Source organism: Bacillus sp. REN10 (genome assembly GCF_016820555.1).
GTDB lineage: Bacteria > Bacillota > Bacilli > Bacillales > Domibacillaceae > Bacillus_CE.
Window position 1 is genome coordinate 235,081 of record NZ_JADHDW010000004.1, and the last position, 25,894, is coordinate 260,974.

Here is a 25,894-nt window from a genome sequence, read left to right on the forward strand (position 1 = left end):
TTAATCAAGAATTAATCAAAACAACAAGTAGCAAAATTTTCTCCGAAATCACTTAAGAACCAGTAGTTTTTTTTGAGAAGTAGCTCTGTATTGAGAAGGTGTGGATTTGAGGATTGCTCCCTTTTGTGCGTTTCTCTTAATTTATTGATGACTTCATGATTCTTGAGTGGTTCATATACCGATTTATCAGAAAAATGCATTTTGGTATCAGTAACTATTAATGCTAATCTTTTTAAATTGTCAACAGATGCAGAATGTAGTTCATAGTTATCCAAAGATAGATCAGGAAAAGGGAAAAAGTTTTTCACATAGGATGCTGAACCTCCGGAACCTTTATATAAAATATCAATAGATCCGATACCTAAGCCGATATTATCTTTTAAGAACTTGAAATTTCTGGCATCTACAGGAGACATTTGTTTAATAACTTCAACAAAAGAAGGATGAGTGCTCGGGCTTTTTCTTTGATCAACAGATGAAGCAATCAAGTTTGCAAACAGTTCTCTTAGATCTTCCGATTCAATATAATATTTAGAAGCCTCAATTGCAGGGCCAACAATATGCAATGGTGGCTCTTGAAGAAATTCTTCAGGTATTTTCTGAGTTTTTTCTTCGACTTTTTTCACGTAGTCTTGCAAATTTTGTTGTTGCCGGACTTCTTGTTTTTGGCCCCATAACGCTACATGGCTTCCTATTCCAAGATTCCAAATATCAGATAGAGTTTTTCCGACAGACTGGGCAACTGGGCTAACAGCTTCATCGACAAATTTGGGTATAATGTTAATTTCCATAAAAACACGACCTTTCCAAATAATATTATAAGGGGGATTGATGATGGAGACAATTTATAGCCATCCTTTTTTAACAACATGGTTTATTTTATGTATAGGTTTTTGGTTAACTGTAGCGGCAGGACAAATTAATAAAAGTTAATGAAGTGCCATCCTCGCGGTGGCGTTTTTTTGTATTGAAAAACCCCATCAATCGATAGGGTCAGATTTTCTTCTTCATTCCACATTCCCGGCATTCTCGTAAGAACACATAATTGTGGACTGAACTCTTAAATAGAGCGTGACCACAGTTATCACAGCGGCCAGAAACTATGTCTGGATGCTCGTTATAATCATAAATAATAGTTAGATCATATTCTTTCTTCTCTTCCATGCTGATCACCTTTCGCTTGAAGTCCAGTGATTATTTTATCACAAGGAATCAGCGAAAAGGGAAAGAGGAAAATATCTCCTTTTGTCGAAATGGTATTAAGAGAAGAGGGGGGGATAGAAGTGAAACAATTAGTAACAGTTGTTAAAGATAATGTAGGGGAACCCTTATCATTAGTATTTGATGTAGTATTGGATTTCGTTCCTTATCTTAATTCGTTTAATAATATGAGAAAAATTAATCGCGCTGAAAGAAGAATTAAGGAGCATAAAGAGCAATTTATTCGGATACAACAACTTTTTAATAGTGAATTAGTGTCGCAAGAGTTTATCCAAGAGAGAATATCTCCAATCATTTTATCTGACCTAATAGAAGAGCATGAAGATGCGAAGATTAACTATATATTAAACGGATTTGAAAATGTTTTTATTAATCAGAATCAGAACGAGAGTCTAATAATAAATTATTATGATACCTTACGGAATCTTAGGTATGAAGATATAAGAAAGTTATACTTTTATGCTGCCATAACGGATGATCCTTTTAGAAAGATAGAGAAAGGATCCCCTGAAGAAGGATTATCGCAACAAATATTTACAAAGTTAGAGCGCTTGTATCTTGTTAAAGCGTTCAATAGTTATGATGCCCTTGAAAAAGGAGCAGCCACATTATCGGAGGAAGACAGAAAAGTAGAACTAACAACATATGGAAAAGATTTTATTAGTTATATTTCAAAAGAGTTTGATCTAGATAAATATAATGAAAAAATTACGAGATACGAGATTAAAGAAGAAGACAAAGTTAATAGAGATAGACCTGTACCTGCTAAGTTTAGTTAATGCTGGCACCTTAAATGGTGCTTTTTTCTTTGTTCTAAAACAACCTGTAACGTTACAAGCCAAGCAGTGAAACAGCTGTTAAATCAATTGCTTCATCTAATACCCTTTCGCTGTTTCGCTTGTAACGTTAAAACGAAGCATTACACACGCAATAAAACAGGAGGTGTAACGTTACAATGGCGAGACAATCGAAAATAGAGAAATTCGGCTGCCAAGAGATCGTTCTAGCCGGTATTCGTTCTGATCCTCCGAAATCGACCCGGCAGATTGCTGAAGAATGCTCTGAGTGGGCAGGGGAGAAAATTTCTCATACCGCTGTTGCTAGGTTCATCGATCAGCTCAATAATGAAGAGCAACAAAAGAAAAAAGAGGTCATTACCCAAGATCGGCGTCGAGTGCTGAAAACAGTCAATCAAGAACTGGACATCATCCAGCTCCAGTATAAAATGACAGAGCGGCTGTTGAAACGATTTGAGTTGATAGATGACTTACCCGATCACGTTCAAGATCGACTGGATGAACTGGTTGATAAAGTGATGGAGGATGGCGGTGATCCTGACTACTTGGAAGATTGGCGCGGTGATTTTGAAAAAGAATTGAAACGGAAAGTGTATGAAGTGGCCACATTAAATAAAGAGCTGCGTGAAAACAGCAAATTCCTTGCGGATCTTCGAGAGAGGGCTTTTGAATTTAGCTTAGTTCAAGAGTACCTTTCTTTATTTATGGACATCTTTAAAGAAGCTTCACCAGATGGATATCGAATAGCTATTCAGAAGATAGCGGCAAATCCTCGAATGCAGAAGATCGTGGAGCAACAGATGCAATTGAGAGGTGACGGCTGATGTGTTATCGCAAATTCATACTCTAATACAAGCAGAGGCAGAAGCGGCCGCTCCAACAGAGGAGAGTCTATGGGAAGGTTTATCCTATGTCCGTCTTGCCGAAGAGCACAAGGTGCGGCTGGCTACTTTATCAGCTAACGAAACGCAAGAGTTACTAAAAGTGTTAAATGACTTTGAAAGCTTCTGTAACAAATGCCTAAAGATCAAAACAAAGAGCGGTGAACTATTACCCTTCACGTTAAATGAAGCGCAGAGAAAGTTTGCTGAGATCGTATTGAGCGGTATTCAATCGGGTAAGCCTGTACGTGTTATCATTCTTAAAGCGCGCCAGATGGGATTCTCTACGGTCACAGAAGCCATCATTTATTATTTATCGTCATTGCAAGAAGCGAAGAACGCATTCATTGTGGCCCAGGATTCAGCTGCTTCTGAAAACCTGTATGATATGTTCCGTCTTTATTACGAGAACATTCCAGAGAGCATTAAACCAATGAGAAAGCGGAATAACGCGCGCCGCTTAACATTTGAGAATCCCAGTGTGAAAGAGGCGGAGCGACAAAAGAACCCAGGATTAAAATCGAAAATTACCGTGGCATCTGCTGAAAATAAAGTTCTGGCCCGTTCTGAAACCATTCATTATCTCCATGCTTCAGAGCTTGCTTTCTGGCCGGGCAGTAAGAAGAAAAAACATTTAACTGCTTTGTTTGCAGCTCTTTCCAAAGAGTCAGGAACAATTGGTGTGATTGAGAGTACAGCAAATGGTATGGAAGATTTCAAGCAAATGTGGGATGCAGCGGAAAAAGGCGAGAATGATTACACACCACTGTTCTTCCCTTGGTTTGCCATGCCTACCTACCGCATGCCAGTACCAGGTGATTTTGAATTGACACCAGAAGAAGGGGAGTTAAAAGAGCGGTTCAATCTTGATAATGAACAACTGCAATGGCGCCGCTTTACCATTCGAAATGACTGTAACGGTGATGTCCGACAGTTTCGCCAGGAATATCCCTCCGTTCCGGAAGAAGCATTTTTGCTGTCCGGTGAAGGGATTTTTGACAATGAGGAAATTCAGCGAAAGATCGATCGAATTACAGAAGTGCCTAAGTATTGTGATGTTGATGTAGTGAAGAAACAGATTACTGAACAGAAAAACGGTAAGTTGCTTATTTTTCGTGCTCCAGAAGAAGGAAAGAAATACATTATTGGAGCGGATACAGCGAAAGGAAAATCAACTGGTGACTATCAAGCCGCTTATGTCATTGAATGGCGTACTGGTGAAATGTGTGCGGTGCTTCATGGTCATTGGGATACAGACCAATACGGCAAGCGATTGGATGTGCTGGGTCGTTATTACAACACCGCGTTACTTGCTGTAGAGGAAAATAACACCGGTCATTCGGTGCTAAATACGTTAGTGAATACATGTAAATATCCGCTTCTTTATTTATGGAAGAAAGGTGAATATGGATGGAACACTAACAACGCTACTCGACCAATTATGGTGAGTGACTTTAACGAAGCGATTCGTGATGATTTTTATCCAATATATGACCGAGAACTGTACAAAGAGTGTTTAACATTCATTGATAACAACGGGAAAGCGGAAGCGGACACTGGTTGTCATGATGACAGAATTATGGCTTATGCTATTGCTCTTCAGGTTCGCCAAGTAGCCGCTCGTTATTTTGAGTGGTATGAGAAAAAGTATAGCCATGATAACAAATCAAAAGAACGCAAGCGACCAAATCGTGAAAGGAGGTAAACTATGAGTCAGCAAAAAGTAAATGTTCGAGTGTTTAAAACGGAAGGATTGTCTGCAGACAGCCAGCAAATTTATGATGATCCGTTCCAATCGGCATATGTTGGCGATGTCATTCAGCCGCCTTATAACTTAAAGGAACTGAAAACCATTGGAGAGTATTCGACGATTATCCAACAATGTATAGATGCTTATAAAACAAATATTGTGGGTTTTGGCTTTCAACCGGAATACATCTTCGATATGAACGCTGAGACTCTTTCGGAGGAAGAAAAACGGGCTGCTGAGAAAGAATGGATTCGACTTGAGGAATTTGTTCAATATCTTAACCTGGATGAGTCGGCGGAAATCATCATTGGATATGCTCTTGAAGATCGAGAAAAGACTGGCAATGGTTTTTTGGAAGTGCTACGAGACGGCACTGGCGCTCCTGTTGGTATCGAGTATATGGATTGTCAGCAAATGCGCGTATGTAGCCGAACGGTACCTGAAAAAATCAAGTATACCATTACTGAAAATGGAGTGCCCAAAACATTACCGCGGTGGAAGAAGTTTCGGAAATACGTTCAAATGGTGAATGGAAAGAAAGTCTATTTCAAAGAATACGGAGATCCTCGTGTAATGAATTCGGCCACAGGAAAGTTTGATGATAATACGCCAGAAAATTTAATGGCTACTGAGGTGATCCACTTTAAGATTGGAAGTGGTACTTATGGCGTTCCTCGCTGGATTGGTAACCTTGTTAATATGTATGGGGCCCGCAAGGCTGAAGAATTGAACTATATGTATTTTAAACAAGGGAGGCATGTGCCAGCTGCTATCACTGTAGAAAACGGAATGCTGTCTGAAAAGTCTTATCAAGAGTTACAGCAATATATGAATGATATTCAAGGTGTGGAGAATGCTCATAAGTTTCTCCTTTTAGAAGCGGAAGGGCTGCCACAAGAGAATTTAACTGACGGTGAAGAGAAGATTACTCCAGTAAAGGTGCAGATTAAGTCGCTGGCGGAAGTTCTGCAGCAAGATGCTTTGTTTCTTGAATATGACGAGAAAAGCCGAAATAAGATCCGCTCTTCTTTTCGCCTGCCTCCACTCTATACTGGGGAAGCACATGAGTACAATCGAGCTACAGCGGACACAGCGAGGAAGATAACCGAGGAACAAGTATTTCAACCTGAACGTAAGATTCTTTCACGAAAATTAAATACGTTGTTTCTTTCTGAAATCCAATTAAGCAAGGTGAAGTTAACGCTAAAGGGACCTGACTTCCGAGATCCGATTGAAATAGCCAAAGTGCTTACACCGTTTATTACAGCGGGAGCGGCTGCACCCAATGACTTGAGGGACTTGCTTGGTCGTGTGTTAGGAAAAACGTTAGAGGAATGGCCAGAAGAATATAACAGGCCGATGCAGATGCTGCTCAAGGAAAAACAGGACGCTTTTCCGATTATGATGCAGAAGTCCAAGGAACAGCAGAACGATCTCATCATGCTGTTAAAAGATATGCGTGATGCATTGGAAGAGTTGAAGTCATGAGTAAAGTTGAACAGCTTCTTAGAAGCATAAATACTTTTATTCAAAAGGCCGAAGAAAAAGATGATGAAAAGCTCACTGATGTGGTACCTGACTTCCCCGGTTTAGAAAGTATACCCGGCTATGTTGAAGATTATGAGAAAAAGATAGCCAAGCTGTTAAGGAAGCAGCGGAAACACTTTCTAGACGGTGTTAAATCCTATGTGGGAAAGGATATCACATTACAGGCTTTGTTGATTTATCTGACAGCTAATCTATTTGCGGAGGATGAGTTTGCAGAGGAAATGGAGGAAGAGACATCCGCTTTTCTTCAGTTAACGGTAGCAGGATTAGCCGCTGAGTTAATGGATTCGATAGATAAAGACATACCTTTTGAAACGTTATCCAATCGGAGTGTCACTTGGATCGAAGAATGGTCCAAGGATTTGGGCGAATTGATGAAGCTGAATACTCATGAAGCGCTCGAACGAGAATTAAAGAAAGTCATTGAGGAAGGAGGGTCCATTCAAGATGCCGAACTTGCAATAAAAGATTTGCCACAGTTTGATCGTCAGCGTGCGCGAACCACAGCTATTACAGAAGTGTTGACCGCTTCTTCTGTTGCTCAAGTGGAATCCTATCGTCAAAGCCCAGCGGTTGAGAAGAAGCGGTGGAGGCACAGTGGGAGCAAAAAGAATAATCCTCGCAAAGAGCACAAGGACCTTGATGGAGAGGAAATTCCTGTTGATGAAAAGTTTGATGTAAATGGCTATGAAGCAGATTATCCAAGAGACCCCGCATTGCCAGCCAGTGAGCGGATAAATTGCCATTGTGTGCTTTCACCAGTTGTTAGCGAATCCATTCTTGGATTGAGCAAGGAAGAGAAAGAGGAAATTCGACGGCAGGTGTTGGAAGAGTTGAATAACTAGGAGGCAGAACCATGAACGTTAAAGAAGAAAAATTAAAAAGAATCGATGAAATTTATAGTTCATGGAGGGGCGGCTTTCTTCATGGAGATGTAGCAATGTCTGAAATCGGTAATGTATTGAGAAATACTGTTGGGATGAATACCATACAGGTCATAGATACATCGACAGGTGAATGCGTTGCTAATTTTCAAAGTGCCACGGCTGTTGTTATCAAACAATAAATCGAGGAGGAATGCGGGAAGTATGCATTACACACGTAGAGTTGGAGAATACGAGGAAACATTTGAGGGAACACCGGAAGAAATTATTAAAATAATAAATAAGGTCGAAGGCATCAATGAGAGTGAGCAAAAAGAAGCTAAACTTGCTGCTCATCGTTTTCTTTTGTTGAATAGTTATCCTCATGCTGATATTAAAAAGCTTGAGAACGAGAAAGTTATCCCTTTGGTTGTCGCTTCTGCAGTAAATTATTTGAATGAAAAGTTAGAGAAAACATCGAATGATAAGGAATTCCAGGCTGGCAAAATACCTCTAGAAGTAGATGTATGGAAAGAGATAGAAGGTTATTTAAAGACGGGATTTAAGGACGTTTTAAGGCTTCGTTATGATTATTCTGCAGATAAACAAAGTACAACGATCCATATCAGTCATCCTAAAGATGACAAGATTGTAAAAGAGAAGATTGAACTTGGAGCAGCAGAATCAGACGAACTAGTTATGCTGTTGTGCAAAAGGTTTAATATCCCCTCACATAATTTGTATGGCTTATTTTTTACATTAAACGCGACAGAGGTTCCTACTTTTTCGATTCGTCTTTGGCCGTATGTCGATGATGAATCAACCTTAGATAAATCTAAAAGTAGATTTGAGCCATTAACAATCGATTGAGAGGAGGTGAAAAATAAATGGGAAGAGAATTAATTAATGCTAACATCACTCATGTTTCTTACGTTGACAAAGGAGCCAACCAGAAGCAGTTCTTTTTCACGAAATCAGCTAAGCAGCCGGACTTTCAAAAAGAAGTGAAGCTTTTCATTAACAAAGAAGAAGAGGAGCAGCAACTTGTTTATGGTCTTGTGTATGAGCCGGATGTGGAAGATTCGCATGGGGACTTCATGACTGCTGCTGAGATTGAAAAGGCCGCTCATGGATTCATGAAGGATGCTCGCAACATCGATAAGCAGCATGATTTTAATGCGGGTGTAGGGGAAGTAGTCGAATCCTATATTGCCCCGGCTGACTTCACGATTGGAGAGCAAACAATTACAAAGGGTTCCTGGGTGCTTGTAACAAAAGCTTCTGATGAAATTTGGGAAGAGATTAAAAAAGGAGCGATTACTGGTTATTCAATGGCCGGTACCGCTGAGACAATTGAAAAACAGAACGAAAAGCCCGCTGTTATCTCGGATAAAGGAGAAGCCGGGCTTTTTAATATGCTTAAAAGCTTTTTCACAGGTGAGCAGGTTCAAAAAGGCGCTGTTCGGGATGACTTTGAGCGAAAAAAGAAGCACAGGGATTTCTGGGCTGCTCAGAGTAGTTTTGAAGGAGTTATCCGCTCATATAACTGGAGAACAGATGAAGTGGAATTTGAGCAGGATGAAGCGAAACTTCGAGAAGCCATTGAAGACTATGTATCCATACTCAACGATATTTTATTAACTGAAAATGTCGCTAAGTCTATCGGAGAACCGCCTGAGAACATCGAAAAAGCTGGTAAGAAAATATCAGCAGCTCGCATGGATAAAATCAATGCCGCCTTTGATGCTCTTAATGAGTTGAAAGCGGAAGTGGAAGAAGAGGAGGAAGAAGAAGTGAAAAAAGAGGATATCGCAAAGATGTTAGACGAAAAGCTGTCACCGATCACGAAACGATTGGATGCAATTGAAAAAGAAGAAGGTGATGGCGCTGAACCGTCTGCTGAAGAGGAATTGTTAAAACAGTTTTCAGCTGCATTAGATGAAAAGCTGACACCAATTAATGACCGTTTGGAAGCAGTGGAGAAGGCGCGTGGCATTTCCAAGCAGTCTCATGAAGAAGAGTCAGCCGTTCCAGTCCAGAAGTCTGCTGGCCCGTCATATATGCGCCATTTCGGTTAATTATTTATTAGGAGAGAGGATGAAATAAAATATGACAACTAATCAACAAATTTTATCTAAAGAAGCTGCCGTTGCAACTATCAAGAAAAACCTTGATATTCCAATGGCGACAGGGGATGCCGAGGCGTTTCTTGTTGATACGATTAATACCGCTTCAACATTACCAAAGCTTCAACCGCTTTACCGTAATATAGCTGCAGGGAATATTGATGCCCTTTCTGTTGGTCGTCGTAAACTTCGTGAGGCAGGAGTAGATGACAATCCAACCGGTACAGGCTCTATCAACAGCCGCAAAATTCCGTATGCTGTACGTAAGGTGAAATGGGATGAATGGTTACAGAATGATGATCTCTTTTATGCAATGGCCGCTCGCGGTGATGATGTAGAAAGTAAAGCAATTAGCATGATCCAGCAACAATTTGGTGTTGATTTACAGGATTTAATTTTCAACGGCGATACAGCTGCTGAAAGTGCTCCCGGTGTTCCAGATCCGTTCTTGTCTATCCTTGATGGTTTTGTAAAGAAGATGAAAGCATCCACTCATAAAACAGACCTGGCAGCTAACGAGCCAACGATCATGGACTTTGTTAATCATATTCAACTGCTTCCGGAGCGTTTTAAAAGCTTCTCAGATGTATCATGGTTCATTACTCAAAAGACCAATGACAAACTTGTCGCCATGATTTCAAACCGTCAAACAGGATTTGGTGATGCTGTGCTTCAGGAAGGAAAAATCACTCGTTTAGCAGGATATCCAGTTGAGGTTGTAGCGGAAATGCAGAGTGGCTTTGCGGCTTTAACACCGAAAAGTAACTTGAAGCCAGTTTTCACTCGCCAGCTTCGCTATATTCGTACAGCAGACGGTGCAACAGCCGCCGCTAAAGATGCGACTTACCATGTTCTTTATGCTTATCTAGATGCTGTTGTGCGTGAAGTGGATGCCGTTGCATACATGACAGGCGACAAGCTGTAAGATTAACAAAAAAGCAGGGAGGTATTTACAATGCCGAAAGTACAATATAAGCAAAAGACAGGCGCACTTCACATCGGAGGAGGGCGCTTTTTCTATGCTAATGAACCAGTTGAGGTATCTGCTAAAGAGCGGGATGAACTGCTCGAAAAATATTCTGATTTAGAAGAAGTGAAAGCAACAAAGACACAGGATAAGGAGTGATAGCCTATGCTCATCACTCCTGATGATGTTATAAGCTATTCAGTCTTTGAACAGGTAAAAAGTAGAGACACAAAGCTACTGGAACAAGATATTTTAGAAGCGGAAATAGAGGTCAGAAGAATCGCTGGCCATGACTTTTCCGCTCCAGAGTATACACCGCTGCCGGCAGAAGTGAAGCTCGCTTTGCAGAAACTTGCCCAGTATTATGCGTTGGTTAATTCGGATGAATCCTTGTCTAAAGGAATTAAAAGTGAAAAAATCGGGGACTATTCCTACACTGCATCAGAGGGGAGCGGTAATGCTAAGCCAGATGTATCAGCTTTACTTTCAGCCTTTATCAAAAAGGATGAACCAGCAGACCCAGGCACTGCCCGAATGAGGTTGAGGTCCTTATGAGTTATCGTAGCCTCCTTACCCATGAATGCGATATTTACCATTTAGTGAGGGCAGAAAGTGAAGGGGCGTGGGGGATACCGGGAGAGGACTTAGAAGAAGAATTCTCCTATAGCAATGTCCCAGACCTTTCCGCTGTTCCTTGCTACTTTACGGAAAAGAATCAAACCGTCGTGCAAGGTGAACCAGATCCAAAGGTGATCCAATCGTTCCTTATTCACTTTTTGCCGACTGTTGATGTCCGATTGAATGACAAAGTAATTTGGAACGGAATTCAGTTTACATTGCAGATTCCAAAAAAGATTAAAAATCATCATATCGAAGTCACAGCTATTCGGAGTGAACACCTATGAGCATAAAAATACGCGGCTTAAAACAATTTATGAAACAGGTGGAAAAAGCAGCTGATAGGGACTTGAAAAAAGAGTTTGGTATATGGCTAGAAGGCATGGGAATGGATTTTCTTGCTTTGATTCAGAATGAGATTATCCGAACAGAAACAGTAGATACACGAAGATTATTAAACTCTTTTAGCCGAGGGGATTCTGAAAGTGTTTGGTCCATAAATTCAGGCGGATTAACCTTGGAAATTGGAACGAACTTGAAGTATGCCAGTTACGCAAACGACGGTCACTTTCAACGGAAACGCTTTGTGCCTGGATATTGGAGAGGCGATCGATTTGTTTATGATCCAGGAGCTAATACTGGCATGATGCTAAGAGAAAAATGGGTAGAAGGCTCTCATTATTGGGACAATGCTCTTGTTATTTTCGAAAGGATTTTTGAAAGAAGTCTGGAGCGTCGCATGCAACAGTGGTTAGATACAACATTTTAGGAGGGGATGCCTTGAATCCGGAAGTTGCATCAATTAGGGCTTATTTCTATAAGTTATTTCCCTGCAAGGTTTACACGAAAGAAGTACCGGAAAAATTTACTGTTCCGAGTATGTACTTTCCTCCTCCTTTTGCTCTTAACAGTAACGACACCTTATCAACTTTTCTAAAGACGTATAGTTTGCCGGTGAAGTTGTTTCATGAGGACTCACAACAGGCAAATAACGAAGCGGAGCGAATCGCTGACGTGGTTAATAGTAAAAAAGGGCTTATACCATTGGTTGATAAGACGGGCGCTGTAACAGGCGAATACGTGCGAATAAGCCGCATCGAAAACAGAATAGCAGATAGCGGAGTAGCGATTATTCAAGTGACATGGGATAGTCGTTATTTTTATGAAAAAGAAGAATATACGCCACTTCAAAATATTGGCGTGGATAGTGGGGTGAAATAATGGCGAAAGAAAAGGCAACTGAAACAGCGAGTAACGAACCTGCTTTTTACTTGCACGAATTGCGAGAGCACTCTCAGAAGCTCTTTGGTGTAAAGCCAGAGGTTTTTGATGGTGCTGTTTTTGGTTTTAAGGAAATTCAAATGACAAAGAAAGAGGCTGAATCACGCATTAAGGCCTTTTTGAACAAGGAGGTTAAACAATGAATGGCGGCACATTTACACCTGGCGTAGAAAAAGAGCGGGCAGGGATTTATTTTCGCTTCACTTCCGCGGCGAATGACCGCTTGGCTGTTGGAGAACGTGGGCGTTTAGCTCTTCCGCTCACACTTGGTTGGGGAGAACCAAAGAAATTTACTGAGATCACTAAAGCCGAAGATGTTGAGAAAAAGCTTGGATTGGATATTAATGATCCTTCGCTTCTTTTGCTGCGTGAAGCTAAAAAGAAAAGCAAAACAGTTCTTGTTTATCGAGTGAATGAAGGCAAAAAAGCAACAGGGACATTAGCGACAGATATTACTGCAACGGCGGCATTTGGCGGCACAAAAGGCAATGATATCACTATTAAAATAGCAACAAATGTGTTGGAAAGTACTAAAAAAGATGTAACAACTTTTATCGGTGCAAAAGCGGTCGATAAACAAACGGTTGCCAATGCAAGCGAACTAAAAGCAAATGCTTGGGTAACGTTTGCAGGTGCTGGAGAATTAACCGATACAGCCGGAATTAAATTAACTGGTGGATCAGACGGTGTTCCAACCAACTTAGATTACACTGATTTTCTAGACGCTGCTGAAACAGAGTATTTTGATGTCATTGCCCTTCCGGTGGATGATGAACAGTTGAAAACAGCATTCGTCTCATTTGTTAAGCGAGTGCGTGAGCAACAAGGTGTGAAAATTCGCGGTGTTCTGGCTAATTATGCGGGTGATTATGAAGGGATTGACAATGTAACTGTGGGAGCAGTACTTCCGGAGAAGACATTAACACCAGCCGAAACAGTTGCTTGGGTGGCAGGTGCTGCTGCAGGAGCCACAATTTATCAATCATTAACATTCGTTGAGTATGAAGGAGCAATCGATGTTACCCCACGGCTTGATAATGATGAGATTATTGAACGGTTGGCTAAAGGTGAATTCATGCTAACGTTTGATGCTCGTGATAAGACAGTAACAGTCGAAAAAGACATTAACTCTTTTGTTTCCTTTACCAAAGAAAAAGATAAGAAGTTCCAAAAAAATAAGATCATTCGCATTCTTGACGCAATCAATAACGATCTTACACGTGAGATCAAACAAGAAATTAAGTTAAGGAAAGAGCGCGGTACGGATATTCCGGTAAATGATGACGGTGTTCAGATTCTTAATACACTCGCAACCATTTATATGAATGCCCTCCAAGCAGGAGGAGCTCTTAAAAACTTTGATTCAAAGAATGATATTCAAATTTCTATCAATGAAGACGGCGATGGCTTCTTCATTAATATTGGTGTACAACCGACTGATAGTGCAGAGAAATTCTATTTCGGAATGGAAATCCGATAGAAAAAGGAGGGAGATAACTTATGGCTTTTCGTTCAGGTAATACGATCAGCGGAAAAGAAGGCCGCTTATTCCTAGATGGAGAGGAACTAGCGTATGTTAAGGCGTTCGAAGCAAACATTGAGAAAAACAAAACAGAAGTGCCGATAATTGGCCGCCGTATGACAGGGCATAAAACTGTTGGAGCAAGCGGTACTGGAACTTTAACTGTTTACAAAGTTACATCCAGGTTTGTCCGTCTTATGATGGACTATGTGAAAAACGGTGAAGACAAATACTTCACATTTCAGGAAGTTCTTGATGACAAATCTTCTGGCCGTGGAACAGAGCGTGTGACGATTTATGATGTGAACTTCGACAGCGCCAAAGTTGGCGGATTGAATGCAGAAGGTGAAGTATTAGAGGAAGAGCTTCCATTCACATGGGAAAATATTGACATGCCGGAAGAATTAAGAGACGACTTTTAATAGTCGCTCTTTTTCTTTTAAAAAAACAAAATTACACAATTAATTGGAGGAATATAAACTATGACAAAACGTGATATGAATTTCTTTATGGCAGGTAAAGCACAGGCAGTAACAGAGGAGGAAGTGTTTGTTACGAAACGTTATAAAGATGCTGAGGGGAAAGTGATTCCATTTGTGATGAAACCTATCACAACTGAGCGGATTGAGGAACTTGAGAAAGAATGTATTGAGCCAGTAAAAGAGAATGGCAAAAAAGTAGGAGAGCAGCTCAATCGTGCCCGCTGGATTGCTCGTATGGGAATTGAGTCAACGGTTTATCCGGATTTTAAAGACAAAGAACTCCTTAAATCTTATGGTGTAATTGATCCGGTAGATGCCGTAAAAAAGGTATTATCAGTGGGTGGAGAGTTTGCAGAATGGATGAATGCCACACAGCGTATTAACGGATATGATCAGGATTTTGAGGAATTAGTCGACGACGCAAAAAACTAATTGAGGATGGAGATCGTGATGCGGTCTACATCCATTTTTTGATTCATCAGAGGAATTATAAACCTCGTGATTTGCAAGATTTGTGGGAAATGCCGAAGGAAAGAAAAGCATTTCTCTATGCATCACTTGAAAAATACTTGAAAGATCACAAACCTAAGCCTTCAAAATAGAATTGTGGATTTATTCCCCTTTTTGCTAAAATCAAACAAAAAGGAGGAAGATTTATGGGGAAGAGAAAGTTCTATTTAACGGCCGTTACTGTTTTGTTTTTAGTAATGTTGGCTGGATGTGGTAATAAGGATGAAGTAAAAGAGGTAAAAGATAACACGGAAATGAATACTGTAGTTGAAGGAGAAAATGGGGTATTTACGCAAGATGTATTTGTTGCTGAAGATAAAAATGTTTATGATGAGATGATGAAATATATAAACGCGGATAATCAAGAAGCATTTAACCAATTGTATAATGAGGGCAATGTTCTTTCCTTTGAAGAAGGAACAGAAGTGACAATGCTTGAGTTGGGGGTAGTGACTTCGCTAGTTAAAGTTGCAGAGACAGGTCAAAAAGTGTATGTCCCTGCTGCATTTGTAAAAACCAAAATAGATTAAGAGACTCCTTTATTTAAGGGGTCTTTTTTTGTTGGGAGGTGGTTAGTCTGGCCAGGTTAACTGCTGTTTTTGAAATGAAGGACAATATTTCAAGAAGGTTAAGGGGGCTACATAGCAACCTAGAAAGTATTGAATCAATCACTGAATCTACAACTACAGCTATGCGAAGACTTGATAGAGCCAGAGCGAATCCCCGCCTTGAGGTGATTGACACAGCAACAGGTACTATTCGGGTTGTAGAGAGAAGAATTTCAACACTAGACAGCACAACCGCTGCTCCAACTATAGAGGCAATTGATCGTTTGACCGGTACACTAGATCAAATAGATCGGCGGCTGGACAATGTTGATAGCGCACGGGCCACAGCGGAAATTACAGCTGTGGATAGATTAAGTAGTGTTTTAGAACAGATTGAACGAAGATTAGACAGCGTAGACAGCGAACGAGCGACAGCGGAGATTACGGCAAACGATCAGGCCTCTTCGGTTATAGAAAATATACAGGGGCGTTTAGATCAATTAAAAGGAACAGTCGTAACCATTGGAGCGGCAGGTGGGGTAACTGGTGCAGGGATTGTCGGTGCTGGTTCTTCAGCCATGTCACAGAATGCCAGAACAAGTGCTGTAACTGGTATAAGTAGAACAGAAGTAAAGAAACTGATCAATGACATTTACTTCAAAGGCATGGTCGGAAATTCGAGAGAGGAAGTATCGTTATCAATCCGAAATATGGCCCAGCAGACTGGATTGAGAGGAGACCAGTTAAAAACCGCTTCCGAAATTTCTAATAAGATTGCTATGATTCACGAAAAAGACGTTCCAGAGGTGGATCGTTCGTTATCCAGCATGATAAAGAATTTCAATATAGACTCTACAAGAGCAGGGGATAACCTGGCCTATGTATTTAAGCATGCAGGGGATCAATATGATGATCTTTTAGATACTTTTAACGAATATAGTTCAACGTTCAAAGATATGAAAATGACGCCTGAGCAGGTATCTGCTGCGTTCGTAGCCGGAACAAAAAGTGGCGCCCGAAACTTTGATGACATGGCAGATGCTGTACGTGAGTTTAATATTAGGCGGCTAGAAGCGACTGACGACCAGGTAGCTGCTTTTAGTAAAGCATTAGGGCCCGCTGAGACCAAAAAAATGTTTAAAGGATTCAAAGAAGGAGCTTATACAGGTCAAGAGGCTTTATATAAGTTAGCACATGGCCTTTCCAAAATTAAAGACGAGAGCAAGCGTGCTGAAATGGCTACAACCTTAATAGGGACCAAGTACGAGGATATGAAGCAGCCCATCTTAGATATGGCTGCTGCTATTGACGAGCCTGTTAAAGCAACAGGTGAACTTAATAAACAATTCACCGATATGAGAAACAACAATCCTATGACACCGATTAATGATGCAGGACGTAAATTACAAGGAATATTATCAGAGATTGGTACTGGAATTATTACTAATGTGGCTCCTGCTTTCGAAAAGTTGAATACGTGGATGAATTCAAAAGAGGGTCAAGAAGATATATCTAATATGACAAAATCAATTAGCGATTTTGCAAAAATGATTGGAAATGTCCTTGTGCCAGCAATTCAATTCGGTATTGAACATTTTAAAATAATAGGCCCTATAATTGGATTCACCGCTGTATCTATAACGGGTCTAGGTGTAGCTGCTGCAACAGTGCTTCCAGCCATTAAGATCTTTCAAACAGCTAAAGGACTCTTAACACGTGCTCCTAGAAATAACGGCCTAGATAATATAACTGATAGTATGGACCGCATGGACCGTCGTTCAAGAAGAGGGGCCCGTGGTGTTAGAAGTCTAACAGATAAATTAAAAGACTTATTCAAAATACGTCCACCTGCTGATAATCCGATCTTTGGTGATGATGGCCGCGATACAAGGAGTAGAAGGCGCAGAAGCACACGATCAGGACGACGTGCAGGAAGAAGGGGCCTAAGAGGGGCTGGAAAAGGTGTTGGAGTTCTTGGCACACTCGCAGCCTTTATGGCAGTAGATCAAGTAGGAACGGGTATTGGAGATTGGTTATTCGGCCATAAAGCCGGACAAGAAAAGTTCAATGGTTTGCTTAGTAATCCGTTTAAAGATCCCGGAACTTATACTGAAGATCGACAAGGCGCACTATCAAAACTCATTTTTGGAGAAAAAGAGAATACAGGAAACAAACCGGCTGCACAGCCAACAGCAAGTAATGATGGTAAAGCTCAAGGACAAGCTTTTGGTAAAAACTTTATGGCTGGTCTAAATTCAGCGCCAATGAACGTGACGGGTTGGTTGAATGAAAAAGTTTATAAACCTGTAGGAAGTGCTGCCACCAATTCAAAGAATTTAGGTTACGCTTTTTCTGCTGGATTTGTACAAGGGCTCAATAATGCACCAGTAAGTGTTTACTCTTGGATTAATGAAAAGATTTATAAGCCATTCGGCAGCGCAGCTACAAATTCAAAACACTTGGGTTACGCATTTAGTTACGGCTTTGTCACAGGTCTTGGCAGTGCTCCGGTAGATGTTTATTCTTGGATCAATCAAAACATCTATATTCCTGTAGGTAGTGCGGTCAAGAGCGCCCAGCATTTCGGCTATGCATTTAGCTATGGGTTTGTGTCTGGAATGAAGAACAGCCCGTTAACCGTAAGTTCTTGGGTAACAACGAATATTTATCAGCCTCTTAATCGAGCTGCTTTAGGAGCCAAACTGTATGGATCAGCGTTGGTATATAACTTTAAAAATGGTATTAAGGCTGTTCCAGTGGGTATGTCTACATGGCTGAATAATCATGTGGGACAACCATTCCTAAAGTATATTCCAAGCGGTAAAGGGTTTGGTCAAGGGTTAGCCGGCTACTTTATTGCTGGGATGAAAAGCAAAAAAGCAGATGTATCTGCTGAGGCAAAAGCGCTTGCCAAGGCAGTGGAGTCAGCGTTCAGAAAAGAGCTAGGCATTCATTCGCCTTCTCGTGTAATGGCTGATCTTGGTTATTGGTCAGCAATGGGGGTTGTAAAAGGGTTTAGTAGTGTTGATGTATCAAACATTGCAAAAAATAAAGCCAATGAACTCATGGGTTCATTCGGAAACTTTAGCGGTGGTGGTGCAGCAATGGCTCAATCGGCCATCATGCAAGCCTTACAGATCACAGGCATGCCTATGTCCTGGTTAAACCCTTTAATGTGGGTAGCGCAGAAAGAATCTGGTTTTAACCCGAATGCAATTAACAATTGGGATATTAATGCTAAGCGGGGAGATCCATCCGTTGGTCTTTTCCAAATCATCGGAGAAACCTTCAAAAGGTGGGCCTTGCCTGGTTTTAATGACCGACGGAATCCTCTTCATTCAGCTATTGCCGCTATTCGTTATATTAATGGCCGATATGGAGGCATCCAAAATCATCCGGGCGTGAAATCACGGGCCCGCGGCGGAGGATATAAACCTTATGCAAAAGGTGGCGTCATTACCCATGATCATATTGCTCGTGTTGGTGAAGGAAATAAGAGAGAAGTAATCATTCCTCTTGAACAGCATCGCAATCGAGCGCTTGGATTGTTAGAGTATGCACAAAAAGCACTTGGTGTATCTTCTCAGCCAGCCCCGGTTATCCTGCCAGAAGAACAAACACAAGCGGTTAGAAATGTTATGAGTCGTCCCGCGCAAATGATGAAACAAGGGGTTCGGGATGTGATTGTTCAAATTATGGGAGAGAGCCATTATCACAATGAAATGGACGCTGAAAAGGTTGGAAGGATCGCTGTTAAGGCGGTAGAAGAACACTTAGAAGAAGAATACTTTGCTGGAGGGGAGATGGCGGTATATGACTAAAAGTGTATATGAAATTTGGCTGTCTTGGCAGAATGGAAAAGAAAAGTTCCAGCTGCCTGTCCTCCCTTCTTCAATTGAGATCAACAGCCCTTCAAAAAATGAAAGCATAGACCTTGCCGGTTTCGGTGAGATAACAATATTACAAGATCCAGCGGCGAAAACATTTCAGTTTTCGTCTTTTTTTCCGGCGAAATGGAGTCCGCTTTGCGAAGTGCGGCCAACAAAGTTATCGATGCCTTGGAATTATATCAAACGCTTGGAGGCTTGGAGAGAAAGCAAACTCCCTATTCGTTTTATTGTAACAGGCACTCCTATTAATTTTGCGGTGTCTATTGATGACCTTTCTTATAAAGAAGGAGAGAAGGATATCGGTGATCTTGATTACACCATTGCGCTGAAAGAGTATACCTTTGTCACTTCTCGAAAGATCAATACCAAAAAGAAAACGAATGCGAACGGTGGCAACAAGAAGAGGCCGGATACGAAACCGATTCCCAAAAGTTATAAGGTGAGGAAGGGAGATACTCTCACCGGGATTGCTAAAACAATTTATAAAAATAGTGCCGAGTGGAAAACCATTTGGGAAGCGAACAAGCAAATGCTGATTAAGCGGGATAAACGAAATGTCAAGCAACCAGGGCGTTATATTTATCCGGGACAAGTGCTGACTATTCCTCAAAAACCTAAAAAAACCACAGGTACAGGAGTGACAGGCGTAAACCTCAGGAAAGTCCAGACGGGCACTGTGTCTGTCGCTCCTCGTAAGTGAGGGAGACACATGATTGAATTATTTTTAGTGAAGCCTGACTATATGATGGCCATCCCTGTTTCAACAGTCACATGGTCCGGCCAGAGATATCAAGCAGCACGCAAAATCGAAGCAAATATCTTGTACAGCGATACAGGTTTGCATTTTTACCAGCAGGTGATTGAGGGAGATACGCTTCTTTTTAAGTGGAAGGGGAATGAATTGTTTCGTGGTACTGTGTTTAACCGATCCCGTAATAAGAACGGCCAGCTTACCTTAACAGCGTATGACATGCTTCAGTATTTCTTAATTAACAAGGACATCTATAACTTTTTAGGAAAGCGCCTGGATGAAATCCTTGTGAAGATGTGCAAAGACTCCGAAATCCCACATGGTTCTTTTGTCAACACAAAGGAGAAGGTGGGGAAAGTGATTGATCAAGAGACCCCGCTTTATGACATTGCACTTAGGGCCATGATCGATACTCACAAAGTTTCAAAACGTAAATTCCACATTTACTCTCGTCTGGGAAAAATTCATCTTACAGAGTTAAAAAAGCAGGACATCCAATGGGTACTTGAAGTTGGCAATAATATTATTGACTACACGTATGATACTTCTATCGAGGAAACAGCCACTCGTGTCAAACTGGCGTCTGGTGAAGGAGATAAAACAGTCACGGCCATCGTTACTGACAGTGAAGGCAAAAAGCAGTTCGGGGTCATCCAACATTTTGAAAAAGTTTCCGAAAGCTTAAACAAGTCTGCTTTAACCAAAAAAGGAAAAGAGATTCTTAATAAGAAAAAGGGAGTCAAAAAGAAGTTGGATGTGGAGGCGTTAGGAATTGAGTCTGCGACAAGCGGGAACGCCATCTACGCCATTATTGATGATATTCGTTTAAAGAGGACAATGTATATTGACACAGACATTCATACGTTTGTTGGGAATAAGCATACGATGAATCTTCATTTGATTGAAACCAATGATTTTCCCGAAATGGAAGAGTTAACTTCTTCAACTCCTTCAGGTTCAAGTACAGGCACAGGTACAGTAGGAGGATCTCCAAAAGCTCAAGAAGTTGTTACCCTTGCCAAAAGCTATATCGGTCGCCTCAAATATGTTTATGGAGGAAAGAATATTGCTCGAGGAAGCGGTGACTGTTCTGGGTTTACGAAGTTTATTTATAAAAAGGTTGGCATAGACATTGGTGACGGTACAGCTACACAAATTAAAAAAGGCAGAAAAATAGATCCATCTGCAGCACAAGCTGGAGACTTAGTTTTCTTTAAAGGAACAATCAAAGAGCGCGGGCCAAATGCAGTCAGTCATGTTGGTATTGTAACGAAGCCGGGATATTGTGTGAGTCTAGGAAACAGCGGATGTAAAGAGCACGGGTATTTACGAAGTAATCATCCCTATTGGGGGCCTAAGTTTATGCAAATCAATCGGGTGCTTTAAAGGGGCGAGTGAGATGGCGTTACGAAATACTATTAAACAGCTGGCTCTGGAAGCAAATGGAGCAGAAAATCCTGTGAGAATTTTAGATGCTGATGTTATTTCCACAGATCCTTTGAGAATTCGGTTGATGAATAACAATAAGCTCATTCTTTTTAAAGAGTCATTTATTATTCCGGAGTCGCTGACAGATTACACTGTGCAAGTACAAACACCGCACGGTATAGAGATGCATACGGTACTGAATGCGTTGAAAACCGGGGATCAACTTAAAGTCGCTTCTGTTCAGGGAGGAGGCTTATATTATGTTCTTGATCGAGTCGGTAATTAGGAGGTGATGGTCGTGGCTTTATCACCAGAAGTTGAGATTCCGGAGGTGGACGAACTATCGGTCAATGAGCTCTTGGAATTAAAAACCTATCGGTTTGATTTTGAAACCCGAAGATTGACCAGTGAACTTATCAGTGGCTTGGATGCTATTAAGCAATCTATCCTGTTTGCGCTGCATATTCCACGCTATACTCATCCCATTTATTCGGCAGATACAGGGAATGAGTTGGCAGATATGCTAGCTGACAATGAAACAACGGTTGCTTTTAAAATTATGGAGATTGAGCGCCTTGTTACAGAGGCGCTTATTTATGATCCTCGAATTGAACAAGTCTATGATTTTGTTATTGAACATATTGAAGACGCTTTTCATGTGAATTTTAAAGTAGATACAGCCCTCGGAGAAATAGAGATAAAGGAGGTGTTATCAGCCTGATGTTTGAACAATACACTTCTGAGTCCCTTTTGCAAGAAATGATCAATGACACAAAGCCGGAATTTGATGTAAGTGAGACATCTCCCCTTTATGCATCTTATGCTGCTAGTGCCAATCAAACAGCAAAGGTTTATCGGTATTTGGAAAGAGTGCTAGAGCTGGTTTTTGCCTCAACGAGTGAGGGGGACTATCTAGAAAAGAGAACCTCTGAAATGGATGTTTATTATAGAGATGCAGTGGCAGCTATACGCAGAGGAGAGTTCAATATTTCGGTTCCCGTGGGGAGCCGTTTTTTTGTGGAAGATGTTTATTTTGTAGTGTCAGAGAATGAAAACGGCATCCAGTTGTTATGCGAGGAAGAAGGAGAAATAGGAAATGCATTCCCAGTTGGAACGGAATTACTTCCTGTTGAAACAATCGAGGGACTAGAAACGGCTCTGCTGGGAGAAATCATTATTCCAGGGAGAGAGAAAGAGAAAGAAGAATCCCTATTTGTCCGGTATCAAGAGAAGGTTGCTGAACCAGCGACAAGCGGAAATATCGGTCACTATAAAGAGTGGGTGCGAGAATTTGAGGGAGTAGGCGCTGTCAGAGTATTTCCGAATTGGGATGGTCCAGACACAGTTAAAGTGGTTATTGTTAACTCTGAATTTATGCCGGCTTCTCCTGAATTAGTGCGGATGATTCAGACCGCTTTAGACCCCGTGCCTGGTCAGGGAGAAGGATTGGCTCCTATTGGCGCTTTTGTAACTGTGGAAAGTGCCGCAGCTTCCACAATAAACGTTTCAGCAACAATAGAAATCGATTCTTCTACGACATTAGAAACGGCAGAGGCGCAATTCAAACAAGTATTAGCCGAGCATTTAAAAACCATTGCTTTCAAAGAAGATGTTGAACCGATTGTGAGAGAGAGAGTTATTGGTTCGCTATTAGTAGGCATTCAGGGAGTAATTGATTATTCCAATCTATTAATTAACGGTCAAACGGCTAATATCACTCTCTCTGAAAGCGAAACACCAGTCGTTGGGCAGGTGACGTTAAGTGTCTAGCCAAGAAGAGATACTCACAGATTTACCGGTTATTCTTCGCGAATCACCAGAATTTAAGGAAATGGCCAGAGTGCAGGGGAAAATCTTTGATCGTTTGGAAGGTCACATTGACGATGTGCTCAATAATACATTTATCGATGATGCTATATGGGGCCTATCGATTATGGAAAAAGAATTCAAAATTCCTACAGATGTGAATAAGCCGCTCGATCAGCGTCGCTCTGTTCTGAAGGCTAAAAAGCGTGGTATCGGCACAGTTAGTGCGAGCCTGATTAAAAGTGTAGCTGAATCCTTCCGAAATGGTTCAGTTGAGGTGAAAGCAATAAAAGGTCAATCGAAAATACTTGTGACATTTAACGATGTATATGGCATCCCTCCTAATTTGGAGGATATAAAGCAAGCTATTCGAAAGATACTGCCGGCACATCGCGTTATTGAATTCCAATTCAAATACTTGCTCATCAAAGATGTTCAAAAGATGACACTGGCCGAGATGGAAGCTACGCCACTAAATAAATTTGCGGGAGGTGCATAATATGTCTGGGACTACTCCTCGTTTAAATCTATATATGAAAGATCCAGTTGTTGATCAAGAGGATACATTTAATATTGAAACTATGCTAAATGGAAACTGGCGTAAGATCGATGAAAAAGTCGCAACAAAAGAAGAGCTTGCAGCTGCAGGTAAAGTGCAATCAGTAAACGGAAAAACAGGAGCAGTCACACTTACTGCTGCAGATGTGGGAGCCGAAACACCGGTGGGAGCACTCCAGCAAATTAATGCAGCTATTGCAGCTCTTATTAACGGAGCTCCTGGAGCATTAGATACTTTGGAAGAGTTAGCAAACGCTATGGGGAAAGATCCTAATTTCGCTACCACAGTGATCAATCGAATAGCCGCAGCTGAGCAGAAAAACACCGAAACGGAACAAAAAGTTACGTCGCATTTGGCGGAAGATGCGAAGCGGATCAAAGTAAAAACTAACAGAACCATTTCAGCAGTTAACTGGACATTAGATTCTGCTTCACAGTTGTACATCTACGACTTAAACGATGCCGATATCACCGCAGAAACCATTGTTGATGTAAATATAAAGGTCAGTGATTTAGAAAAGGCAGTGGATTTAAAATCTGCAAATGAAAGCTTTAATGGTTATGTTCGTCTATATGCTGAATCTCCTCCTGCTGAAAGTATTATTTGCGATTTAAAACTGATTAGGCAGGTGTTTTAAATGGCTGTTGGTAAAGTTAATATTGGTTCAGGTGGCGGTGGTAAATTAAACATTTTCACACAATTATCAGAACCAAAAACTAAAGAAGGTATATGGATAAAAACAGACCGACTGAAAAAAGAAGTAATTAATGACAATCAATTATACTTTGCAAACGCTTGGATTACTGATACTTCACTACTACCATCACCGCCTTATTCTTATGTATTTAGTAGTGCCATTGTTTCAGTAGGTAACGATATTTATCTATTCTCAGGTGGTTATTTATCTAAATTTAATAGATTAGAAAATACTTGGACTGTTATTGGTTCAGCACCATTTGGTACAAGTGCCTGCTATGCTTTTTATTACAATGGTGAAATTTATGTGTTTAGTGCAACAGGATCATACAAATATAATATTTTAAACAATACTTGGAGTGGAATAGCTTCTCCAACACAACCTCATTACAAAGGTTATAACGTTATTATAGGGTCTAAAATATATGCAAGTTACGGAAGTCCCAGTGATATTGGGACACAGTCAAACTATCTTGAGGAATATGACATTCCAACAAATACTTGGAAAACCTTGATATCGACTGGGGCAGGTAGAAGTGCTTGCGGTATTGCGTATGGGAATGGATTTTTTATGTTAGGTGGAAATACAACATCGGTAGATACTGAAAAACGTTTCCGATATTATGATGTATCTACTAACACTATAACCGACAAAGGAACACTTCCGGTCCTAGGTTCAAACGTGACAGGTATTGTAGTTGGTGATACCTTGTACGTTATGCCATATTCAGACGGAAGATTTTATAAATATGATATTAAAGGAAATGTTTGGACACAACTACCAGGTTTAGGAGCAACTACAACCTTTAAAGAAGCTGTTATGGTCGGTGATAGGATGTATATTATATCTTCTTTAAAAATGTATATCTTTTCTTTTACCGCTAAAGTTTATGAAGAAGGCTCTTGTGTGCTGACTAGAAGTAGTGATAAATCCGGAAAATATATGACGGAATTAGTTAGTTTATCAAAACCAATAGAAGGACAGTTTCCTAGATTATTGTCTTGCTTTGATGATATTTGGATGTATTATGATGGGAATTTACAAACACTACCGACCTATTATGGCGACGGAACCAAATGGATGAAATTTAAAAATTAGAGGTGACAATAATGAATCTAACATACGAAATAACAAACAACGGTTATAAGATTTTAAGGGATGGTGTCGTCTGGATTATTCAGGAAGGGTATATCCCGTTCTCAGCTCAGACTATGGAAGAAAGCGCACAACTCCATATTAATGATATTCTAGCCAATCATAATCAGCCGCCAACAGAATCACTCGAAGATCAGATTAAGCAGTTGCAGGATGAGAATGCTGTACTTACTGCAAGTCTAATAGATTTAAAAACGCAGTACACGTCTGTTCCGTGTCAATATCACCAAGATTACTCTGTAAAAATCGATAAAGTATTAGAGGGGGTAGAAGCAGATGGAACGGTCTAGTGACTTTGCACTTTTAGAAATGGCTTGGAATCGTCCACGGAAGCTCGTAACGATCGAACAGCTAAATTTATTTGTTAAACGGGGCAAAATAACCGTGGAAGAGTTTCGATTAATAACAGGGCAAGATTACACAAACGCTTAGTAGGCGTTATTTTTTATGCCATTTCAGGACGATAATGCGACACAACCAAGACGGGCTCCGGC

Annotated in this window: 32 protein-coding genes; 30 read left to right on the top strand and 2 right to left on the bottom strand. The window is 40.8% G+C overall.

What is annotated here, in order from left to right:
* Window positions 1-11: 11 nt before the first annotated feature.
* Both IRB43_RS08700 and IRB43_RS18195 read right to left on the bottom strand, forming a co-directional pair.
* On the bottom strand, window positions 12-791 hold the full coding sequence (locus IRB43_RS08700) for a DUF4393 domain-containing protein (RefSeq protein ID WP_203363069.1): 780 nt from the start codon (window positions 789-791) through the stop codon (window positions 12-14).
* Between the two features lie 202 nt (window positions 792-993).
* Complete coding sequence (locus IRB43_RS18195) at window positions 994-1,164, bottom strand: DUF8096 family protein (protein ID WP_481748126.1); 171 nt, start codon at window positions 1,162-1,164, stop codon at window positions 994-996.
* A gap of 119 nt (window positions 1,165-1,283) precedes the next feature.
* Here IRB43_RS18195 and IRB43_RS08705 point away from each other — a divergent pair, with 119 nt between their 5' ends.
* The 30 genes from IRB43_RS08705 to IRB43_RS08850 all read left to right on the top strand — a co-directional run bounded on the left by IRB43_RS08705 (window position 1,284) and on the right by IRB43_RS08850 (window position 25,832).
* Entirely contained in the window at window positions 1,284-2,000 is a 717-nt protein-coding gene (locus IRB43_RS08705; protein ID WP_203363070.1) for a hypothetical protein, read from the top strand.
* A gap of 176 nt (window positions 2,001-2,176) precedes the next feature.
* Window positions 2,177-2,842: a hypothetical protein gene (locus IRB43_RS08710; protein WP_203363071.1), complete on the top strand. Its 666-nt coding sequence runs from the start codon at window positions 2,177-2,179 to the stop codon at window positions 2,840-2,842.
* A 1-nt stretch (window position 2,843) separates the two neighbouring features.
* Window positions 2,844-4,604, top strand: coding sequence for a terminase large subunit (locus IRB43_RS08715; RefSeq protein ID WP_203363072.1), 1,761 nt, complete (start codon window positions 2,844-2,846; stop codon window positions 4,602-4,604).
* A 3-nt stretch (window positions 4,605-4,607) separates the two neighbouring features.
* Window positions 4,608-6,137: a phage portal protein gene (locus IRB43_RS08720; protein WP_203363073.1), complete on the top strand. Its 1,530-nt coding sequence runs from the start codon at window positions 4,608-4,610 to the stop codon at window positions 6,135-6,137.
* Complete coding sequence (locus tag IRB43_RS08725) at window positions 6,134-7,042, top strand: phage minor head protein (RefSeq protein ID WP_203363074.1); 909 nt, start codon at window positions 6,134-6,136, stop codon at window positions 7,040-7,042. Before IRB43_RS08720 ends, IRB43_RS08725 begins: the two co-directional genes overlap by 4 nt.
* Window positions 7,043-7,053: 11 nt before the next feature.
* On the top strand, window positions 7,054-7,263 hold the full coding sequence (locus tag IRB43_RS08730) for a hypothetical protein (protein WP_203363075.1): 210 nt from the start codon (window positions 7,054-7,056) through the stop codon (window positions 7,261-7,263).
* A gap of 22 nt (window positions 7,264-7,285) precedes the next feature.
* Complete coding sequence (locus IRB43_RS08735; protein ID WP_203363076.1) at window positions 7,286-7,930, top strand: hypothetical protein; 645 nt, start codon at window positions 7,286-7,288, stop codon at window positions 7,928-7,930.
* 17 nt (window positions 7,931-7,947) lie between these two features.
* Window positions 7,948-9,138, top strand: coding sequence for an XkdF-like putative serine protease domain-containing protein (locus IRB43_RS08740; protein ID WP_203363077.1), 1,191 nt, complete (start codon window positions 7,948-7,950; stop codon window positions 9,136-9,138).
* Between the two features lie 31 nt (window positions 9,139-9,169).
* The gene (locus IRB43_RS08745; RefSeq protein ID WP_203363078.1) at window positions 9,170-10,111 is read left to right on the top strand and encodes a phage major capsid family protein; all 942 of its coding nucleotides are present in this window, start codon (window positions 9,170-9,172) and stop codon (window positions 10,109-10,111) included.
* Between the two features lie 30 nt (window positions 10,112-10,141).
* Window positions 10,142-10,312 carry a hypothetical protein gene (locus tag IRB43_RS08750; RefSeq protein WP_203363079.1) on the top strand — a complete coding sequence of 57 codons (171 nt, stop codon included), beginning with the start codon at window positions 10,142-10,144 and terminating at the stop codon, window positions 10,310-10,312.
* A 6-nt stretch (window positions 10,313-10,318) separates the two neighbouring features.
* Entirely contained in the window at window positions 10,319-10,708 is a 390-nt protein-coding gene (gene yqbG / locus IRB43_RS08755) for a protein YqbG (protein ID WP_203363080.1), read from the top strand.
* Complete coding sequence (locus IRB43_RS08760) at window positions 10,705-11,058, top strand: DUF3599 family protein (protein WP_203363081.1); 354 nt, start codon at window positions 10,705-10,707, stop codon at window positions 11,056-11,058. Before yqbG ends, IRB43_RS08760 begins: the two co-directional genes overlap by 4 nt.
* Before the next feature lie 2 nt (window positions 11,059-11,060).
* Window positions 11,061-11,540: an HK97 gp10 family phage protein gene (locus tag IRB43_RS08765; protein WP_203363184.1), complete on the top strand. Its 480-nt coding sequence runs from the start codon at window positions 11,061-11,063 to the stop codon at window positions 11,538-11,540.
* Between the two features lie 11 nt (window positions 11,541-11,551).
* Complete coding sequence (locus tag IRB43_RS08770) at window positions 11,552-11,992, top strand: phage portal protein (protein WP_203363082.1); 441 nt, start codon at window positions 11,552-11,554, stop codon at window positions 11,990-11,992.
* Window positions 11,992-12,195: a YqzN/YkzM domain-containing protein gene (locus IRB43_RS08775; RefSeq protein ID WP_203363083.1), complete on the top strand. Its 204-nt coding sequence runs from the start codon at window positions 11,992-11,994 to the stop codon at window positions 12,193-12,195. Before IRB43_RS08770 ends, IRB43_RS08775 begins: the two co-directional genes overlap by 1 nt.
* Window positions 12,192-13,532 (top strand): phage tail sheath family protein, encoded by a 1,341-nt coding sequence (locus tag IRB43_RS08780; RefSeq protein WP_203363084.1) that lies wholly within the window; start codon window positions 12,192-12,194, stop codon window positions 13,530-13,532. Before IRB43_RS08775 ends, IRB43_RS08780 begins: the two co-directional genes overlap by 4 nt.
* A 20-nt stretch (window positions 13,533-13,552) precedes the next feature.
* Window positions 13,553-13,996 carry a phage tail tube protein gene (locus IRB43_RS08785; protein WP_203363085.1) on the top strand — a complete coding sequence of 148 codons (444 nt, stop codon included), beginning with the start codon at window positions 13,553-13,555 and terminating at the stop codon, window positions 13,994-13,996.
* Window positions 13,997-14,056: 60 nt separating this feature from the next.
* On the top strand, window positions 14,057-14,488 hold the full coding sequence (locus IRB43_RS08790; protein WP_041100842.1) for a phage tail assembly chaperone: 432 nt from the start codon (window positions 14,057-14,059) through the stop codon (window positions 14,486-14,488).
* 224 nt (window positions 14,489-14,712) lie between these two features.
* The gene (locus tag IRB43_RS08795; RefSeq protein ID WP_203363086.1) at window positions 14,713-15,096 is read left to right on the top strand and encodes a hypothetical protein; all 384 of its coding nucleotides are present in this window, start codon (window positions 14,713-14,715) and stop codon (window positions 15,094-15,096) included.
* Between the two features lie 203 nt (window positions 15,097-15,299).
* The gene (locus tag IRB43_RS08800) at window positions 15,300-18,935 is read left to right on the top strand and encodes a phage tail tape measure protein (protein ID WP_203363087.1); all 3,636 of its coding nucleotides are present in this window, start codon (window positions 15,300-15,302) and stop codon (window positions 18,933-18,935) included.
* Window positions 18,928-19,704 carry a LysM peptidoglycan-binding domain-containing protein gene (locus IRB43_RS08805; RefSeq protein ID WP_203363088.1) on the top strand — a complete coding sequence of 259 codons (777 nt, stop codon included), beginning with the start codon at window positions 18,928-18,930 and terminating at the stop codon, window positions 19,702-19,704. The genes IRB43_RS08800 and IRB43_RS08805 overlap by 8 nt, the downstream gene beginning before the upstream one ends.
* Before the next feature lie 9 nt (window positions 19,705-19,713).
* Complete coding sequence (locus IRB43_RS08810; protein ID WP_203363089.1) at window positions 19,714-21,141, top strand: C40 family peptidase; 1,428 nt, start codon at window positions 19,714-19,716, stop codon at window positions 21,139-21,141.
* A 13-nt stretch (window positions 21,142-21,154) separates the two neighbouring features.
* Window positions 21,155-21,469, top strand: coding sequence for a DUF2577 domain-containing protein (locus IRB43_RS08815; RefSeq protein WP_203363090.1), 315 nt, complete (start codon window positions 21,155-21,157; stop codon window positions 21,467-21,469).
* Window positions 21,470-21,475: 6 nt separating this feature from the next.
* The gene (locus IRB43_RS08820; protein ID WP_238941903.1) at window positions 21,476-21,904 is read left to right on the top strand and encodes a DUF2634 domain-containing protein; all 429 of its coding nucleotides are present in this window, start codon (window positions 21,476-21,478) and stop codon (window positions 21,902-21,904) included.
* Window positions 21,904-22,953, top strand: a complete 1,050-nt coding sequence (locus tag IRB43_RS08825; protein WP_203363092.1) for a baseplate J/gp47 family protein — start codon at window positions 21,904-21,906, stop codon at window positions 22,951-22,953. Before IRB43_RS08820 ends, IRB43_RS08825 begins: the two co-directional genes overlap by 1 nt.
* On the top strand, window positions 22,946-23,488 hold the full coding sequence (locus IRB43_RS08830; protein WP_203363093.1) for a putative phage tail protein: 543 nt from the start codon (window positions 22,946-22,948) through the stop codon (window positions 23,486-23,488). Before IRB43_RS08825 ends, IRB43_RS08830 begins: the two co-directional genes overlap by 8 nt.
* A 1-nt stretch (window position 23,489) precedes the next feature.
* The gene (locus tag IRB43_RS08835; protein ID WP_203363094.1) at window positions 23,490-24,185 is read left to right on the top strand and encodes a hypothetical protein; all 696 of its coding nucleotides are present in this window, start codon (window positions 23,490-23,492) and stop codon (window positions 24,183-24,185) included.
* Complete coding sequence (locus tag IRB43_RS08840; RefSeq protein ID WP_203363095.1) at window positions 24,186-25,343, top strand: Kelch repeat-containing protein; 1,158 nt, start codon at window positions 24,186-24,188, stop codon at window positions 25,341-25,343.
* Window positions 25,344-25,354: 11 nt separating this feature from the next.
* Window positions 25,355-25,690 (top strand): hypothetical protein, encoded by a 336-nt coding sequence (locus IRB43_RS08845; protein WP_203363096.1) that lies wholly within the window; start codon window positions 25,355-25,357, stop codon window positions 25,688-25,690.
* Window positions 25,677-25,832, top strand: a complete 156-nt coding sequence (locus IRB43_RS08850; RefSeq protein WP_238941904.1) for an XkdX family protein — start codon at window positions 25,677-25,679, stop codon at window positions 25,830-25,832. Before IRB43_RS08845 ends, IRB43_RS08850 begins: the two co-directional genes overlap by 14 nt.
* Window positions 25,833-25,894 lie beyond the last annotated feature (62 nt).

Bases quoted from the DNA above. Each gene is read 5' to 3' on its own strand.
- IRB43_RS08835 (WP_203363094.1), top strand. From the start codon at position 23,490: ATGTCTGGGACTACTCCTCGTTTAAATCTATATATGAAAGATCCAGTT.
- IRB43_RS08745 (WP_203363078.1), top strand. From the start codon at position 9,170: ATGACAACTAATCAACAAATTTTATCTAAAGAAGCTGCCGTTGCAACT.
- IRB43_RS08720 (WP_203363073.1), top strand. From the start codon at position 4,608: ATGAGTCAGCAAAAAGTAAATGTTCGAGTGTTTAAAACGGAAGGATTG.
- IRB43_RS08775 (WP_203363083.1), top strand. From the start codon at position 11,992: ATGGCGAAAGAAAAGGCAACTGAAACAGCGAGTAACGAACCTGCTTTT.
- IRB43_RS18195 (WP_481748126.1), bottom strand. From the start codon at position 1,164: ATGGAAGAGAAGAAAGAATATGATCTAACTATTATTTATGATTATAAC.
- IRB43_RS08790 (WP_041100842.1), top strand. From the start codon at position 14,057: ATGACAAAACGTGATATGAATTTCTTTATGGCAGGTAAAGCACAGGCA.
- IRB43_RS08840 (WP_203363095.1), top strand. From the start codon at position 24,186: ATGGCTGTTGGTAAAGTTAATATTGGTTCAGGTGGCGGTGGTAAATTA.
- IRB43_RS08740 (WP_203363077.1), top strand. From the start codon at position 7,948: ATGGGAAGAGAATTAATTAATGCTAACATCACTCATGTTTCTTACGTT.
- IRB43_RS08845 (WP_203363096.1), top strand. From the start codon at position 25,355: ATGAATCTAACATACGAAATAACAAACAACGGTTATAAGATTTTAAGG.
- IRB43_RS08850 (WP_238941904.1), top strand. From the start codon at position 25,677: ATGGAACGGTCTAGTGACTTTGCACTTTTAGAAATGGCTTGGAATCGT.
- IRB43_RS08780 (WP_203363084.1), top strand. From the start codon at position 12,192: ATGAATGGCGGCACATTTACACCTGGCGTAGAAAAAGAGCGGGCAGGG.
- IRB43_RS08710 (WP_203363071.1), top strand. From the start codon at position 2,177: ATGGCGAGACAATCGAAAATAGAGAAATTCGGCTGCCAAGAGATCGTT.
- IRB43_RS08700 (WP_203363069.1), bottom strand. From the start codon at position 791: ATGGAAATTAACATTATACCCAAATTTGTCGATGAAGCTGTTAGCCCA.
- IRB43_RS08725 (WP_203363074.1), top strand. From the start codon at position 6,134: ATGAGTAAAGTTGAACAGCTTCTTAGAAGCATAAATACTTTTATTCAA.
- IRB43_RS08730 (WP_203363075.1), top strand. From the start codon at position 7,054: ATGAACGTTAAAGAAGAAAAATTAAAAAGAATCGATGAAATTTATAGT.
- IRB43_RS08795 (WP_203363086.1), top strand. From the start codon at position 14,713: ATGGGGAAGAGAAAGTTCTATTTAACGGCCGTTACTGTTTTGTTTTTA.
- IRB43_RS08785 (WP_203363085.1), top strand. From the start codon at position 13,553: ATGGCTTTTCGTTCAGGTAATACGATCAGCGGAAAAGAAGGCCGCTTA.
- IRB43_RS08750 (WP_203363079.1), top strand. From the start codon at position 10,142: ATGCCGAAAGTACAATATAAGCAAAAGACAGGCGCACTTCACATCGGA.
- IRB43_RS08810 (WP_203363089.1), top strand. From the start codon at position 19,714: ATGATTGAATTATTTTTAGTGAAGCCTGACTATATGATGGCCATCCCT.
- IRB43_RS08820 (WP_238941903.1), top strand. From the start codon at position 21,476: ATGGTCGTGGCTTTATCACCAGAAGTTGAGATTCCGGAGGTGGACGAA.
- IRB43_RS08760 (WP_203363081.1), top strand. From the start codon at position 10,705: ATGAGTTATCGTAGCCTCCTTACCCATGAATGCGATATTTACCATTTA.
- IRB43_RS08815 (WP_203363090.1), top strand. From the start codon at position 21,155: ATGGCGTTACGAAATACTATTAAACAGCTGGCTCTGGAAGCAAATGGA.
- IRB43_RS08805 (WP_203363088.1), top strand. From the start codon at position 18,928: ATGACTAAAAGTGTATATGAAATTTGGCTGTCTTGGCAGAATGGAAAA.
- yqbG (WP_203363080.1), top strand. From the start codon at position 10,319: ATGCTCATCACTCCTGATGATGTTATAAGCTATTCAGTCTTTGAACAG.
- IRB43_RS08825 (WP_203363092.1), top strand. From the start codon at position 21,904: ATGTTTGAACAATACACTTCTGAGTCCCTTTTGCAAGAAATGATCAAT.
- IRB43_RS08735 (WP_203363076.1), top strand. From the start codon at position 7,286: ATGCATTACACACGTAGAGTTGGAGAATACGAGGAAACATTTGAGGGA.